This window comes from Zongyangia acetica (assembly GCF_038739695.1).
Lineage (GTDB): Bacteria > Bacillota > Clostridia > Oscillospirales > Ruminococcaceae > Zongyangia > Zongyangia gallinarum.
On the sequence record NZ_JBBEWN010000026.1, the window covers coordinates 1 to 13,601 of the forward strand.

The 13,601-nt window shown below is 52.4% G+C and carries 14 protein-coding genes; 5 read left to right on the forward strand and 9 right to left on the reverse strand.

Annotated features, from left to right (window positions below; all coding sequences use genetic code 11):
• Positions 1-158: 158 nt before the first annotated feature.
• The 5 genes from mnmL to WGC32_RS14515 form a co-directional block, all read right to left on the reverse strand.
• Positions 159-1,121: a tRNA modification radical SAM protein MnmL/YtqA gene (mnmL, locus tag WGC32_RS14495; protein ID WP_342682929.1), complete on the reverse strand. Its 963-nt coding sequence runs from the start codon at positions 1,119-1,121 to the stop codon at positions 159-161.
• Positions 1,121-2,368 carry a competence/damage-inducible protein A gene (locus tag WGC32_RS14500; protein ID WP_342682931.1) on the reverse strand — a complete coding sequence of 416 codons (1,248 nt, stop codon included), beginning with the start codon at positions 2,366-2,368 and terminating at the stop codon, positions 1,121-1,123. Before WGC32_RS14500 ends, mnmL begins: the two co-directional genes overlap by 1 nt.
• 179 nt (positions 2,369-2,547) lie before the next feature.
• Positions 2,548-2,712 (reverse strand): hypothetical protein, encoded by a 165-nt coding sequence (locus WGC32_RS14505; protein ID WP_342682933.1) that lies wholly within the window; start codon positions 2,710-2,712, stop codon positions 2,548-2,550.
• Between the two features lie 139 nt (positions 2,713-2,851).
• Entirely contained in the window at positions 2,852-4,039 is a 1,188-nt protein-coding gene (fabV, locus tag WGC32_RS14510; RefSeq protein WP_342682935.1) for an enoyl-ACP reductase FabV, read from the reverse strand.
• Between the two features lie 18 nt (positions 4,040-4,057).
• The gene (locus WGC32_RS14515; RefSeq protein WP_342682936.1) at positions 4,058-4,549 is read right to left on the reverse strand and encodes a GNAT family N-acetyltransferase; all 492 of its coding nucleotides are present in this window, start codon (positions 4,547-4,549) and stop codon (positions 4,058-4,060) included.
• Between the two features lie 301 nt (positions 4,550-4,850).
• Between WGC32_RS14515 and WGC32_RS14520 the strand changes: the two genes are divergently transcribed.
• From WGC32_RS14520 to WGC32_RS14530, 3 genes are read left to right on the forward strand one after another with little or no spacing between them, the layout of a single operon-like run.
• Positions 4,851-5,252 (forward strand): C-GCAxxG-C-C family (seleno)protein, encoded by a 402-nt coding sequence (locus tag WGC32_RS14520; protein WP_342682937.1) that lies wholly within the window; start codon positions 4,851-4,853, stop codon positions 5,250-5,252.
• Positions 5,249-5,944, forward strand: coding sequence for a DNA/RNA nuclease SfsA (gene sfsA / locus WGC32_RS14525; protein WP_342682939.1), 696 nt, complete (start codon positions 5,249-5,251; stop codon positions 5,942-5,944). The genes WGC32_RS14520 and sfsA overlap by 4 nt, the downstream gene beginning before the upstream one ends.
• A 13-nt stretch (positions 5,945-5,957) precedes the next feature.
• Entirely contained in the window at positions 5,958-6,782 is an 825-nt protein-coding gene (locus tag WGC32_RS14530) for a putative RNA methyltransferase (RefSeq protein ID WP_342682941.1), read from the forward strand.
• Between the two features lie 87 nt (positions 6,783-6,869).
• Here the strand turns inward: WGC32_RS14530 and WGC32_RS14535 are convergent, their stop codons facing one another.
• From WGC32_RS14535 to spoIID, 4 genes are all read right to left on the reverse strand, one after another.
• Complete coding sequence (locus tag WGC32_RS14535) at positions 6,870-7,283, reverse strand: hypothetical protein (RefSeq protein WP_342682942.1); 414 nt, start codon at positions 7,281-7,283, stop codon at positions 6,870-6,872.
• The gene (locus WGC32_RS14540) at positions 7,280-7,759 is read right to left on the reverse strand and encodes a helix-turn-helix domain-containing protein (protein WP_342682944.1); all 480 of its coding nucleotides are present in this window, start codon (positions 7,757-7,759) and stop codon (positions 7,280-7,282) included. The genes WGC32_RS14535 and WGC32_RS14540 overlap by 4 nt, the downstream gene beginning before the upstream one ends.
• A gap of 191 nt (positions 7,760-7,950) precedes the next feature.
• The gene (locus WGC32_RS14545; RefSeq protein WP_342682946.1) at positions 7,951-9,432 is read right to left on the reverse strand and encodes an L-fucose/L-arabinose isomerase family protein; all 1,482 of its coding nucleotides are present in this window, start codon (positions 9,430-9,432) and stop codon (positions 7,951-7,953) included.
• Positions 9,433-9,699: 267 nt separating this feature from the next.
• Positions 9,700-10,776 (reverse strand): stage II sporulation protein D, encoded by a 1,077-nt coding sequence (gene spoIID, locus WGC32_RS14550; protein ID WP_342682948.1) that lies wholly within the window; start codon positions 10,774-10,776, stop codon positions 9,700-9,702.
• 272 nt (positions 10,777-11,048) lie between these two features.
• Between spoIID and WGC32_RS14555 the strand changes: the two genes are divergently transcribed.
• Both WGC32_RS14555 and WGC32_RS14560 read left to right on the forward strand, forming a co-directional pair.
• Positions 11,049-12,440 carry a citrate/2-methylcitrate synthase gene (locus tag WGC32_RS14555; RefSeq protein WP_342682950.1) on the forward strand — a complete coding sequence of 464 codons (1,392 nt, stop codon included), beginning with the start codon at positions 11,049-11,051 and terminating at the stop codon, positions 12,438-12,440.
• A gap of 19 nt (positions 12,441-12,459) precedes the next feature.
• Complete coding sequence (locus WGC32_RS14560; RefSeq protein ID WP_342682952.1) at positions 12,460-13,353, forward strand: hypothetical protein; 894 nt, start codon at positions 12,460-12,462, stop codon at positions 13,351-13,353.
• Positions 13,354-13,601: the final 248 nt, after the last annotated feature.

The window sequence follows — 13,601 nt, forward strand, 5'->3', positions numbered from 1 at the left end:
ATCTGGCTGGCCGCCGTTTTAATTTTGAGATGCTCAGCGGCTTGATTTTGTATTGCATTTTTTCGCCTCCCTAAAAATCTGAAATTTCTACTTGACTTTTATTAGCAGGTCTTTCACAGGGAGTATTTTTTCTGAATTTTCGTATTATTTTTACTGATTTATACTTTTGGTATTGTTTTTCGCCCTTTTCCCTGCCAGCTATTCCGCCGGAGAAGTTCCTTATCGATTTCGTTGAGGACCACAAATTTTTTAAGACTCCACAGAGGGCCGATCAAATCCTCTTTGGCGCCGTCTCCGGTGAGCCGCCCCATGACAAACTGGGGAGGAAACAGTTCTAGCTGGGAACAGACAATATCCACATATTCCTCCAGGGAGAGAAGAGGAAAGGGAGCCGCCTCATATTCCCGGGCCATTTTGGTGCCCCGAAGCAGATGGAGCAGGTGAAGCTTCACCCCGTAAAGATCCAGTTCTGAGACAGCTTTCGCCGTTTCCAGCATCATGGCCCGGTCTTCTCCGGGAAGGCCGTCGATGAGGTGGACCACCACCGGTACATTTTGTTCCCGCAGCAGGGAGTAGCCCTCCAAAAATTCTTTGTAGGTATGGCACCGGTTGATCCGCCGGGCCGTTTCATCGTGGATGGTTTGCAGCCCCAGCTCCACCGTTAGATAGGTGCGCTGGGCCAGCTCCCCCAGATACCGCGCCGTCTCCTCTGAGATGCAGTCCGGCCGGGTGGAGATGGAAAGACCGACCACGCCGGGGAGGGAAAGGGCTTCCTCAAAGAGCCGCCGGAGCAAGGGCAGAGGGCCATAGGTGTTGGTATGGGCTTGGAAATAGGGGATATACCGGCAGTGGGGCCATTTTTGAGAGAGCATGGCCCGGATTTTTTCAAACTGTTCCGGGATGCTCTCCTTTGGGTTTCCCCCGAAGTCACCGCTGCCGGCGCTAGAACAGTAGGTGCAGCCCCCAACGCCCCGGGTCCCGTCAATGTTGGGGCAGGTGAAGCCCGCGTTTAAGGATATCTTGCACACCTTTCCCCCAAAAACCTTTTGCAGCTCGTAGTTATAGGTGTGATAGCGCTTATTGTCCAGAGAATAGGGAAAGGGATTTTCCTGCCTTGCCATCAGAGGTTTTCCAGTGCCTTCAGGCACTGATAGAGGGCATGGGAGGCCGCCAGATAGCGGATGTACTCCCGCTCCTCCCTGTAGCCCCGGCTCAGGTGGAGCTCGAAAGCCTCACAGCTGGAAGGGGCGGAAACACCGACATAGACAAGCCCTACCGGCTTTTCCTCTGAACCGCCGCCGGGACCTGCGATACCGGTGGTGGAGACGCCGATGTCGGCGCCGGAAAGAAGCCGTACTCCCTGGGCCATCTCCATGGCAGTCTCTCTGGAAACGGCGCCGTGGGCGGCTAGGGTCTCATGGGAAACGCCCAGTACCCGCTCCTTGATCTCGTTGGCGTAGGAGCAAACCCCGCAGTCAAAGACCAGAGAAGCACCTGGGACTTCCGTCAGCCGTTTGGAGATATATCCGCCGGTACAGCTTTCTGCGCAGGCCACCTTCTTTTTCTTTTCTGTCAGCTTTTGGACCAAGGCGGTCTGCAGATCTCCCACGTCAATGCCGTAGATATATTTCCCCAGGATATCCCGGATCTGTTCCACCACAGGGAGGACCATCTCTTTGGCTTCTTCTTTGGTCTTGGCGCTGGCGGTTACCCGGAGCCGGACCTCCCCCTCCTTGGCATAGGGGGCAATGGTGGGGTTGCGGTGGGAAACCATCATTTCCCGGAGGATGGTTTCCACCTGAGACTCGCCGATGCCGAAGAGATGGATGTTGGAAGAATACAGGGTGCTGCCGGAAAACTGCTGGAGATACGGCGCCACCGAGCTGCTAAACATAGGGATCATTTCTCTGGGCGGCCCGGGAAGGAGAATGGCGATTTTTCCGTCCTTTTCCACTGCCAGCCCAGGCGCCGTGCCATTATCGTTGGGGAACACAGTAGCACCCTCCGGCATAAAGGCCTGCTTACGGTTGTTTTCGGTCATGACCCGGTTGTAATATTTGAAAAAGCGTTCAATCCGCTCTAAAGACTCCTGATGCAGAATCATCTTTTTGCCAAAGAGCTGGGCCACCGTCTCCTTGGTGAGATCGTCGTAGGTGGGCCCTAACCCTCCGGTCATCACCACAATGTCGTTGCGCTGGAAGGCCTGCTCCAGCGACTCTTTGAGCCGATCAGGGTTATCCCCAACCACCGCCTGGTTATAAACATCAATGCCTAGGTTGGCCAGCTCCTTCGCAATATAGGCGGCATTGGTGTTGACAATGTCGCCCAGCAGCAGTTCCGTTCCCACGCATAAAATTTCTGCTTTCATAAGAATCCTCCCTTCCGCCGCTTTAAGCGGTATTCATAGAACTAAAATCTCATGCAAAAAGAGAAGTCGCGCCATCCATCGCCAGATACTCTATAGAGCCGGGCGAGGGACGGTGAAAGATCGTGTGACCATTCACACGATATAACTTTTTGCAGTTAGAGCCCGGAGATCCCATTGGATCAGTCGATCAAAGTGTAGACGAAATTTTCCCACAAAAGGCGCATCCCCTCATCTGTCTCCAAGGGAAGCAGGGCCCGGGCTACAGTATTTTCAATTCCGTCATCACTGAGAAGGATGGCATAATCCCCGTCAATGCGACGGACGGTATAAGTAATGCTTTCCATTTTTCACCTTTCCCTTGTATGGGGGACGGCACAAGGCTTATCATGTCCCCCATCTGGCAGAAAATAACCTTGACTGAAAGAAGGCGCAGAAAAAATTTTTTCCTGCGCCTTTGTGTTGCAAAAGGTGGAGATTATCAGGTTACTGGGCAGAAATGCTGGGAATGTCCACCTGGATTTCCACATCAGCATCATAATCTACCCCAGGGACGGCAAAGCCGAAAATCTGGTAGAAATCCTCCCAGTAGCCGTCGATGTCGCAGAGAGACTGTACTGTAGCGGTGTCCACGGACTCCCAGTCCTGGGACACCTCCTGCTGGATTTCCTCCCGCATCTCCCAGTCGTCCATCCGGACCAGCTGGTTTTCGTCTACCACAGGACCCTGGCTTCCAAAGAGCTTTTCCCGGAAAAGACGTTCCATCTGCTGGATGCATCCCTCGTGGGTACCGGCTTTCTTCATGATTTTGTAGAGGATCGAGATATACAGCGGCACAATGGGGATAGCGGCGCTGGACTGGGTGACCAGGGCCTTATTGACCGACACATAGGCCTGCACGTCCAGATCGCTTGCCGTCAGGCGGCGGGCTGTCTCATAGAGATGCTGTTTGGCGGCGCCGATGGAGCCGTCATAGTACATGGGATGGGTCAGCTGGGGCCCGATGTAGGAATAGGCCAAGGTAATGGCGCCCTGGGCCAGAACACCCGCGCTGCGCAGGGCACGGATCCAATCCTCCCAGTCCTCGCCGCCCATGACCTTGACGGTATTGTGGATTTCCTCCTCGGTGGCCGGTTCAATGGTCACGTCAGAAATGGTGCGGGTTTTCAGATCAATGGTCTTGTTGGTATAAGCTTCCCCTGTCGTTTTGAGCACAGAAGAATAGACGGTGCCATCCTCCATAGCCCGCCGAGGTGCTGCCAGGGAATAGACCACCATATCCACCTGTCCCAGATCCTTCCGGATCAGGGCAATGGTTTCTTCCTTTACCGCTTTAGAAAAAGCGTCCCCGTTAATGGTTTTGGCATAAAGGCCTTCCTCCGCGGCGCATTTTTCGAAGGCGGCGGTGTTGTACCAGCCTGCGGTGCCGGTACGCTTGCCGCTGGCAGGCTTGTCAAAGATGACGCCGATGGTGGCGGCGCCGCAGCCAAAAGCCGCTTCAATCCGGGAAGAAAGGCCATAGCCTGCCGAAGCACCGATGACCAGCACCTTTTTAGGGCCATTGGTTTTCCCCTGTTTTTTGACATAGGCGATCTGCCGGCGGACATTTTCTTCACAGCCCACTGGATGGGAGGTGGTGCAGATAAAGCCTCTGATTTTCGGTTCGATGATCATAGTGAAACTCCTTTGCTGTTAGGCCAGAGCCTTTTCCATAATATAGTCGTCCATGTAGTAGCCTTCGCCGATATCTGTTTTGACCTGGTCTGCGACGGAAAAGCCTACCCTTTTATAGACGGCGATGGAATGGTCATTGTGTTTGTTGACGGTCAGATATACCGATTTTTTGCCGTTGGATTGGCCTTCTACGTAGTCAAAGAAAGCCTTGCCGATCCCCCGGCCCCGCAGGTCGTTTTTAACGTAAATTTTTGAGAGGAACATCCGCTCCTCCTCCGGCCGGTAAGCGCAGTAGCCTGCCGGTTCGTCATCCCAATAGGCCAGCAGATAGACGGTGTCGTTGCCGATTTGCTCCTTGATAGCGGTTTCGCTTTGAAAATGGGAGAGCATATAGTCCACCTGAGCCGAACCAAGCAGGGCGTCATAATGCTCATGCCAGATTTCCCGTGCCAGCTGGGCAGCGAGGGCAATATCATTCTCATTCGTTACAGTTTTCAGACGGATTTGCATTCCTTACACACTCCTTGGTGTATTGTTTCTTTTTTTCCAAACCATATTCTAACACATTTCTGTGTAGTTGCACAGTTTTCTTGACGAAAATTCAGGCGAAATCCCAGGATTGTCCTTCAAACTTACGGCTTCATTGTTTGGATTCAGACAATTTTACTCCCGTTGGACAAAAATCAGGAAGCAGCCCATCCTTTTGCGGTTTTATGCTATAATATTGCTATAAGCTTTTATCACCTGCAGATGGTGTGAATGCCATTTGCAAAAAAATGCAGCCGCGGCAAGCGGCGGGAGGGAGCGTATCATGACACAGCTTGAAACCGTAAAACAATACTATCTGGATCGAGGGCTGACCTGTTCAGAGGCAGTGCTCTATGCGGCAAACGACCTATGGAATTTAGGACTTGACGAAAAATCCTTCCACCTCATTGGAGGATTCTGCGGCGGCATGCAGTGCGGCAGTGTCTGCGGCGCGATCTCCGGCGGAATTGCCGCTATCAGCGCCCGCTATATCCAGACTGATGCCCACGGATGTCCGGAACTCAAGGAGCATGTCACCCGATTTATCGACAGGGTGCGTCAGGAGATAGGCACGGATATGTGCTGTGACCTAAAACCGAAGTATTTTAACGACACAAGCCTCTGCTTTGGTGTGGTGGAGCCTGTTTTCCGCATCCTCCTGGAGTGTGAGGACGACGCCCAGTGAGATACGGAGAGATCATACCAGCACGCTTTTTAGAACGTCCCAACCGGTTTATCGCCTATTGTGAAACGGAGTGGGGGGAGCGGGTTGTAACCCATGTCAAAAATACGGGAAGATGCCGGGAGCTGCTGATCCCCGGCGTTACAGTATATCTGGAAAAAAGCCGGAATCCCCGTCGCAAAACCCCATTTTCCCTCATCGCGGTGGACAAAGCAGGGCTGCTCATCAACATGGATTCCCAGGCGCCTAACAAGGTGCTGGGGGAGTGGCTCTCCGCCGGGGGACAGCTTCCCGGCCTACCAGGCCCTCTGTCCTTGATCCGGCCGGAAACTGTCTACAGGGACTCCCGTTTCGATTTCTACCTGGAAGGGCCTGGGCAGTCTGCTTTTGTGGAGGTGAAGGGGGTCACCCTGGAGGAGGACGGCGCCGTCTATTTCCCTGACGCCCCCACCGAACGGGGGGTCAAGCATCTCCGGGAGCTGGTGGATGCCGCCAAGGAAGGGTATCTCGCCTATGCTGTCTTTGTCATCCAGCTGTCTCCCGCCCGTTTCTTTGCCCCCAACGACCGAACCCATCCCGCCTTTGGTCAGGCACTGCGGCAGGCGGCAGGCGAAGGAGTCCGCCTGCTGGCCTATGATTGCCAGGTTTCCCCGGAAGAAATCGTTTTGGGACAGAGGGTCCCCATCAAGCTTTGAGGGAGGAAGAAACATGACATCCCTTCGCTGTCCGGTCTGCGGGGAGCCGCTGTTTTTGCAGCAGAGAAGCTATCGCTGCAAAAAAGGACACAGTTTTGATCTGTCCCGGGAAGGATACTGTAACCTGATCCTTTCCGGCCGCCGCCATGGCAAAACGCCGGGGGACAACCAGGATATGGCACGTGCCCGCAACCGATTCTTCGCAGGGGATCACTACCGGATCCTGTTGGATGCCCTGTCTGCCCAGGTCCTAAAATATCTGCCGCAGGACGGTACTTTGGTGGATGCCGGCTGCGGGGAGGGCTACTACACCGCCGGCATCTTTTCCGCATTGCAGCAGGCGGGCCGGTGGGGAGATCTGGTGGGGGTTGACCTTTCTAAATTTGCCCTGCGCTATGCGGCCAAACGGGAGCCAGGCGTCCGGTTTCTGGCGGCCAGTATCTTTGCGCTGCCCCTGTTCGACCAAACCGCGGATATGGTGATGAATATTTTTGCACCGGTGGCAGACCGGGAGTTTTACCGGGTGCTTCGACCCGGCGGCGTTCTGGCTATCGGAGCGCCAGGTCCCCGGCATCTCTTTGGTCTCAAAGAGATCCTTTATAACGCGCCCTATGAAAATGAGAAAAATTCCTTTGTGTTAGAGGGCTTTTCCCCGCTGGAAGTCATCCGTGTCTCGGGAGAAATGCGGCTTGAGAGCGAAGAAGACATTGCCCATCTCTTTATGATGACCCCTTACTACTGGAAGTCGCCCAAAGAGGGATGCCAAAGACTGGAGAGCTTACATACACTGTCCACTCCGATCCAGTTTGAGATCCATCTGTTAAAGAAAACATCTTAACCATATAAGAAGGGAGGTCCCGTGGGGGACCTCCCTTTTGTTTTTATCCAGATGGGAAAAACAGATGGAATCAGATGAATATTGGCCTTAGTAATCCTGTTCCAGCGCAACATAGATCCCAAGAGCATGGTCAGAGACACTGACGCTTAACCAAAGGTTTTCTTTGCGATATATTTGGCCAATGGCGGTTTTCTCAGATTCCCCGGCTACTTCTCGAAAGCCCTGGGAGGACAGAGTTTGCAGATAGGCCTCTCCCTGGGCTCTATCCTCAATTTCTAAGGTGATGGCATAATAGCCCTTCTCCTCATCGAAAATCTGAAATTGGGGAGTACCCGATTCAGGTTTGGGGATGGATTGGGTGTAGGTATTGACCGGCCAGGAATCAATCTCCTCCAGAATGGGGGCGGAGGCAGTGGATGCAGACGGAGTTTGAGAAGGAATACAGCCTGCAAAAAGGATCGCAACCGCGAATAAGATCCCCGCGAACCTAAGCTTTTTCACACTTTTGGCCCCTTTCTCTGGTTTTGCACCCGGACAAAGGAAAAGATGGTGATGGCCACAAGCAGAAGGGTGACGCCGCCAAGGAGATAGAGAAGCACCGGCGGGCCGGAAACCCAGATACCAGTCTCCCCATCAGCATATCCAATGGTATTGGAGGGCAGACGCTGTTGAAAATAGACAGAGCACAGGAAAATAACCAAGAGTAGAAAGATAATGCTGGCAACGAGCAGCGGAATCCGCATCCGTTCCCAGATGCTTTTGGAAGGAGGATTGCCGCCGCTTTCCAAAGGTATCAGTTCCTCCAGAGAAACATCCAGAGCTTCACACAGAGCCAGCAGATTGGAGGTGCTGGGAAAGGCAGTGTGATTTTCCCACTTGGCTACTGCCTGTCGTGAGATGCCCAACCGCTGAGCTAACCCTTCCTGGGAGAGATGCCGTTCCCTGCGGAGTTCTTTGATCCGGGATCCGATGTCCATGATATAACCTGCTCCTTTACAGTGATCTTTGCTTTTTGGAATTGTCCTCATCATAGCGGAAAAGTGCCCCCTCTGTCTACCAACTATCTGTCAACTATTGGTTGCGCGGGGGATTCAAGGTTTTTTTTGGCCAAAAGAATGAAAAACGGCATGGCCTTAAAGCCATGCCGTTTTTATGAGAAAGATGGAATTTATGCGAAGGGGTTTTCGGAGGGATAGGGGACGCCTTTGGGCTGATTGTACCCCAAATCCTTGATGCCCAGCAGTTTAAACAGGCTGAAGAGCGCCTTTCCGAAATGTCCGAAAGCCACAGCGCCGTGATGGGGATACCGTTTTTCAATGAGCACATGACGATAGAAACGGCCCATTTCCGGGATGGCGAAGACACCGATGCCGCCGAAGGAACAGGTGGGTACCGGCAGGACCTCGCCCTCTGCCACATAGGCGGTGAGCTCTGCGTCGGCATTGGATTGCAGACGGAAGAAGGTGATATCGCCAGGGACAATGTCTCCTTCCAGGGTGCCGCGGGTGATATCGGGTTCCTGATCCGGCTCCAGACCGCGGTGCATGATCAGCTGATACTTCATCTCGCAGGAGGTGAGCTTCTGGGAAGAGGTATTGCCGCAGTGGAAGCCCATGAAGGTATCCTTGTGGGTGTAGTTGTATTTGCCCTTGATCTCCTTCTCGTACATATCGGCAGGAACAGTGTTGTTGATATCCAGCAATGTGACAATGTCGTCGGAGATGCAGGTGCCGATAAACTCGCTGAGAGCGCCGTAGATATCCACCTCGCAGGAGACGGGGATGCCGCGGGCGGTCAGACGGCTGTTGACATAGCAGGGAACAAAGCCAAACTGGGTCTGGAATGCGGGCCAGCACTTGTTGGCGAAGGCCACAAACTCCCGGGAACCTTTCTGGTTCTCAGCCCAGTCGAGGAGGGTGATTTCATACTGTGCCAGCTTGGGCAGGATGCCAGGCATCTTGTTGCCCTCGCCCAGCTCTTTTTCCATGTCCGCCACAACCTCGGGAATCCGGGGATCGTTGGCATGCTCGTTAAAGGAGGCAAACAGGTCCAACTCGGAATTTTCTGCGATTTCAACACCCAGGTTGTAGAGCTGTTTAATGGGGGCGTTGCAGGCCAGAAAATCTCTCGGACGGGGACCGAAGGTGATGATTTTCAGCTTGGACAGGCCGATGACGGCACGTGCCACGGGAATAAAATCAAAAATCATGTCCGCTACTTCATCGGCGGTTCCTACAGGATATTCGGGAATGTAAGCTTTGATATTGCGCAGTCCCAGGTTGTAGCTGGCGTTGAGCATGCCGCAATAGGCGTCACCGCGGCTGCTTGCCAGGATGCCGGTATTCTCTTCCGCTGCAGCGACAAACATGACCGGGCCGCCGAATTCTTTGGCCAGGAGGGTTTCTTCTGTCTCAGGGCCGAAGTTGCCCAGGTAGACGACGAGTGCATTGCAGCCGGCCTCTTTGACTTCAGAGAGTGCCTTGCGCATATGAAGCTCATTTTCAATGGTGGTGGGACATTCGTAGATGTCTCCGCCTTTTTCCTGGAAGGACTTGACGACAGCCTTTCTGCGGTTGGTAGAAAGTTCCATAGGGAAGCAGTCACGGCTGACTGCGACGATTCCCAGTTTGACTTGCGGGATATTATTCATAGCAATTCCTCCTGTTTTATTTCATCTTAAACAGTAATCACTTACTGAAACCGACACCCCTATATTACACCATCAATAAGAAAAAATCTATCTGAAAAGAAAAGAATTTTACCGAAACTATAATTTTTTTATAAAATAGAGATAAAAGATGTCGATGGAAATACAATTTATCCAAGATCTTTGGGGAAGTTGTACGATCAACATGGAGATGTCTGAAAAGATGTCTATTTGCCTGTTTATGAGAACGTTTGCGACAGCATTCCTCAATTAGAACTGGATTTTTACCAGTTCCACCCCTGTGTAATAATGGGTGAGAATTTCGATATAGTCGCTGCCCTGCCGGGCCATATAGTCGGCCCCGTATTGGCTGAGCCCCACTCCATGGCCATAACCTTTGACAAGGAAGGTAAAGTTTCCATTTTCATAGGATACGGTGAAATTGGGGGAACGAAGCCCAAACAAATTCCGAACCTGGGAGCCGGTGAGGGTTTGATCTCCTATAGAAATAGAAAGCACGGTGCCGCTGTCAGAGAGGGAATCGGTCTGAAACCACTTTTTTTCACTGGGATCCAGTTGGTTTTCAGGGTAGGCGGTGGTCAGAATCTGCTGCACTTCCTCTTTGGAAAGGGTAACGACAGATTCATAGCCTGGGGCAATGGCGTCTCCGCTGCTTTCCACGCTTTTGAGATAGTCGCAGCTGGAAGTCCAGATATTCTCACTATTCTCGGTCATACCGGAGGAAATGGCATGATAGGCTGCCACAATGGGGTAGTCGTCGTAAGCCAAGCCAATGTGGAGCACCTGGTCTACGGCCTCCTCAATCTTTCCATAATACAGGTCAAAGTTGTCCCCAAAACGCTCTTTGGCCTGCTGCTTGGTCACGTATCCCCGCCAGTTGCTGGGATCTGCGGAAAAGTCGGCGCCTTTGAGGGATTCGTCTGGGGAGTGCTTCTGCTGATCCCGCAGCCGTAGGGCATAGGTGTGGGCTGCCACCGCCTGGGCCTTCAGCGCTTCGGTGTGAAAGGTAGGGGGCATTTCAGCACAGACAGCGCCAATGACATATTCCCGTTCCGAGACCTTGTTTACTTTGCCGGTACTCTCGTCCAGAATCTGGAAATAGCCGTCGCTGTGCCATACTCCGGCCTCGGCCAGAGTAGCCAGGGAATCATCTTCTTGGGCTTGCGTATCCGTTTCAATGGAGGCGGACTGCCCTTCGGAGGAAATGGCAAGTCCTGCTTGATCCACATCCGGCGAAGGGCTGGATATCCCAACCAGCGCCAGCATGGGGATGGTAAAAAGCATAAGGGAGAGCAAGCATACAAAACAAATCTTCCATTTGAACATCAAAGATCCCTTGCCTTTCATTTTGATGAGGCTTTTATTGAAAGAACATGAGTAGGAATCCTTCATAAAATGCGAGAAAATAATGCAATTTCTCGGAAGAATGCCTAAAATTCGAGGATAGTTTGCATAATTAGATAGACGATTATGCATACTCTTAAGCGAAAAACAGGAAAATTGTTGACTTTATTATAGGGTGGGGATAAAATATTTTTATAAAGTTTGACAGGCCCGCCCTGACGGCGGGCCTTTGTATAAAATAAAAATAAGGAAGAATGGAGTGGGTGAGTGCATTGGATAAGAGCCAGAATGAAAACCTTCTATGGAGCCAGTATGCGGATCGGCTTTGCGGAGAATATCGGGAGAACAATCGGATTGCCCCGGAGAATTATGAGCGCATTGATGTCAAGCGGGGGCTGCGCAATGCTGATGGAACCGGCGTGGTAGCGGGGCTGACCCAGATCTGTAATGTACACGGCTACGTCATCGACGAAGGGGAAAAAGCCCCCATCGACGGGGAGCTGACCTACCGGGGTATCAGCATCGGTGACCTGATTGACGGATGCACCAGGGAAAACCGTTTTGGTTTTGAGGAAACCATCTACCTGCTGCTGTTTGGCTGTTTGCCCACCCCAGAGGAGCTGCATATCTTTACCCAGATCATTGCCCAGTATCGGGAACTGCCTGACGACTTTGTGGAGGATATGATTATCAAGGCGCCCTCTCCCAACGTGATGAACAAGTTGGCGAGAAGTGTCCTTGCACTCTATTCTTATGACGACAACCCTGAAGATAATTCCTTAGAAAACGTACTGCGTCAGTGTGTCCAGCTCATTGCCAGGCTCCCCAACATCATGGTGGCCGCCTACCAGGTCAAGCGCCGCAGCTACGATCACAAGAGCATGTACTTTCATATTCCCAAGGAAAGCCAGAGCATTGCGGAGAGTATCCTGTATACCTTGCGTTCTGATAAGCACTTTACCGACGAGGAGGCAAAGCTTCTGGACCTTTGCCTAATCCTCCACGCCGAACACGGCGGCGGAAACAACTCCACCTTTACCACCCGGGTGCTGACTTCTTCGGGAACCGACACCTATTCGGCCATTGCCGCCGGTATCGGTTCCCTCAAGGGCCCCCGCCACGGCGGCGCCAACCTGAAGGTCATGGAGATGTTGGAATACATCAAGGAAGGCGTAGAGAATTGGGAGGATGAAGAGGAGGTGCGGGAATTTCTCCGCCGCATCCTCCAGCGGAAAGAGGGAGACGGCTCCGGCCTGATTTATGGCATTGGGCACGCGGTGTATACAAAAAGCGATCCCCGTGCTATAATATTAAAACGCAATGCCAAGCGGCTGGTGGAAGGAGGCCCCTTTGAGAAGGAATTCCACCTGTTGCAGCTGGTAGAAAAGCTGGCCCCCAGCGTATTTGCTGAGGTGCGGGGAAGCAATAAGCCCCTATGCGCCAATGTGGATCTATACTCTGGTATGGTCTACAAGACGCTGGGCATCCCCCAAGATTTGTTTACCCCCCTCTTCGCCGTTTCCAGAATGCCGGGATGGTGTGCCCACCGGTTGGAGGAAATGACCACCACCTCCCGTATTATGCGGCCGGCATACAAAAGCATTGCGGCGGCCCAGAAATATGTGCCGCTGGGGGACAGAAAATAAGGTTCGGAGCTGATCTGTCTTGAAATTTAAGGCTTCCCTTTGGGTCTTTTTGCTTTCTTTTCTTGTGTTGATGCCGCTGCGGATTTTCCTTTGCCTTTCGTCCATTGACCAAGAGACAGGGTTTTATCTGCGGGAACATCCCCTAGGGCTTATTTTTAACATCATATGGCTTGTGGTGGTATTGGCGTTGGCCATCCTGCCCCATATAGGCAGAGAGGATAGCCGTCATCCGGTGCCGGCAGGCAATAAGCTGACCGGTGCTTTAGGCCTGCTCCTGGGCTTTCTGATGATTGTGGACAATGTGTCCAGTGGTTTCGGGGATATGGGAGGCTATCTAGGTACTCCGGGCAATATGCAGGCCCTTCTGTCGGCGGCGGCAGGTATTCTCGGTTTTATTAGTGGGCTTGCCTTGGTCTTTTATGGGATGCTGACCCTGTTTGACAGACCGGTGACCGGGATGGTAGCGCCCCTTATGATGCTGCCTGCGGTGTGGTGTGTGCTCAGGCTGATGTACTACTTTTTGTCCTTCACCAACATCGTCACCATCTCCAACCGACTTCTCCTCATTGTCTTCTTGGCGGTTGCTGCGATGTTCTTTCTGGGTCATGCCCGTGTGGTTACCAAGGTGGGCAGCGGCCGGGGACTCAAAGGCGCCGTGGCCTATGGTTTCGGTATGGGACTCACCGGGCTGATTTACACCGTTTCTAGAATCATTGCTTCTCTGGTAGGCAGAGATGGGGCTTATGATCCGTTTTCAATGGAAAACCTGCTGTTTTTTGCCTTGGCACTGTATGGAGCGGTGTTTGCCCTCTACTCGGTGCAGCAATATTACCGCTCGCTTTCCAGAAGCCAGCAGCGGACGCAGGCTCTGCAGAAATGGGACGGTGTAGAGGAAATGGACGATCTATTATAAAGCCGTCTAAAAGTAGCCTTTTTAGGTGGATATCCATGAATAAAACGGTATAATGTTGAAGGCCGCCTGAACAACTTTGTTCAGGCGGCCTTTTTCGGATAGCAAGCAGATATATCGTAATTTATGGTATGTGAAAGACCTGCTAATAAAAGTCAAGTAGAAATTTCAGATTTTTAGGGAGGCGAAAAAATGCAATACAAAATCAAGCCGCTGAGCATCTCAAAATTAAAACGGCGGCCAGCCAGATG

What these genes read in the sequence shown, in the direction of transcription:
- WGC32_RS14555 (WP_342682950.1), top strand. Translation starts at nt 11,049, where the DNA reads ATGGAGTGGGTGAGTGCATTGGATAAGAGCCAGAATGAAAACCTTCTA.
- mnmL (WP_342682929.1), bottom strand. Translation starts at nt 1,121, where the DNA reads ATGGCAAGGCAGGAAAATCCCTTTCCCTATTCTCTGGACAATAAGCGC.
- spoIID (WP_342682948.1), bottom strand. Translation starts at nt 10,776, where the DNA reads ATGTTCAAATGGAAGATTTGTTTTGTATGCTTGCTCTCCCTTATGCTT.
- WGC32_RS14545 (WP_342682946.1), bottom strand. Translation starts at nt 9,432, where the DNA reads ATGAATAATATCCCGCAAGTCAAACTGGGAATCGTCGCAGTCAGCCGT.
- WGC32_RS14540 (WP_342682944.1), bottom strand. Translation starts at nt 7,759, where the DNA reads ATGGACATCGGATCCCGGATCAAAGAACTCCGCAGGGAACGGCATCTC.
- WGC32_RS14520 (WP_342682937.1), top strand. Translation starts at nt 4,851, where the DNA reads ATGACACAGCTTGAAACCGTAAAACAATACTATCTGGATCGAGGGCTG.
- WGC32_RS14500 (WP_342682931.1), bottom strand. Translation starts at nt 2,368, where the DNA reads ATGAAAGCAGAAATTTTATGCGTGGGAACGGAACTGCTGCTGGGCGAC.
- WGC32_RS14505 (WP_342682933.1), bottom strand. Translation starts at nt 2,712, where the DNA reads ATGGAAAGCATTACTTATACCGTCCGTCGCATTGACGGGGATTATGCC.
- WGC32_RS14530 (WP_342682941.1), top strand. Translation starts at nt 5,958, where the DNA reads ATGACATCCCTTCGCTGTCCGGTCTGCGGGGAGCCGCTGTTTTTGCAG.
- WGC32_RS14515 (WP_342682936.1), bottom strand. Translation starts at nt 4,549, where the DNA reads ATGCAAATCCGTCTGAAAACTGTAACGAATGAGAATGATATTGCCCTC.
- fabV (WP_342682935.1), bottom strand. Translation starts at nt 4,039, where the DNA reads ATGATCATCGAACCGAAAATCAGAGGCTTTATCTGCACCACCTCCCAT.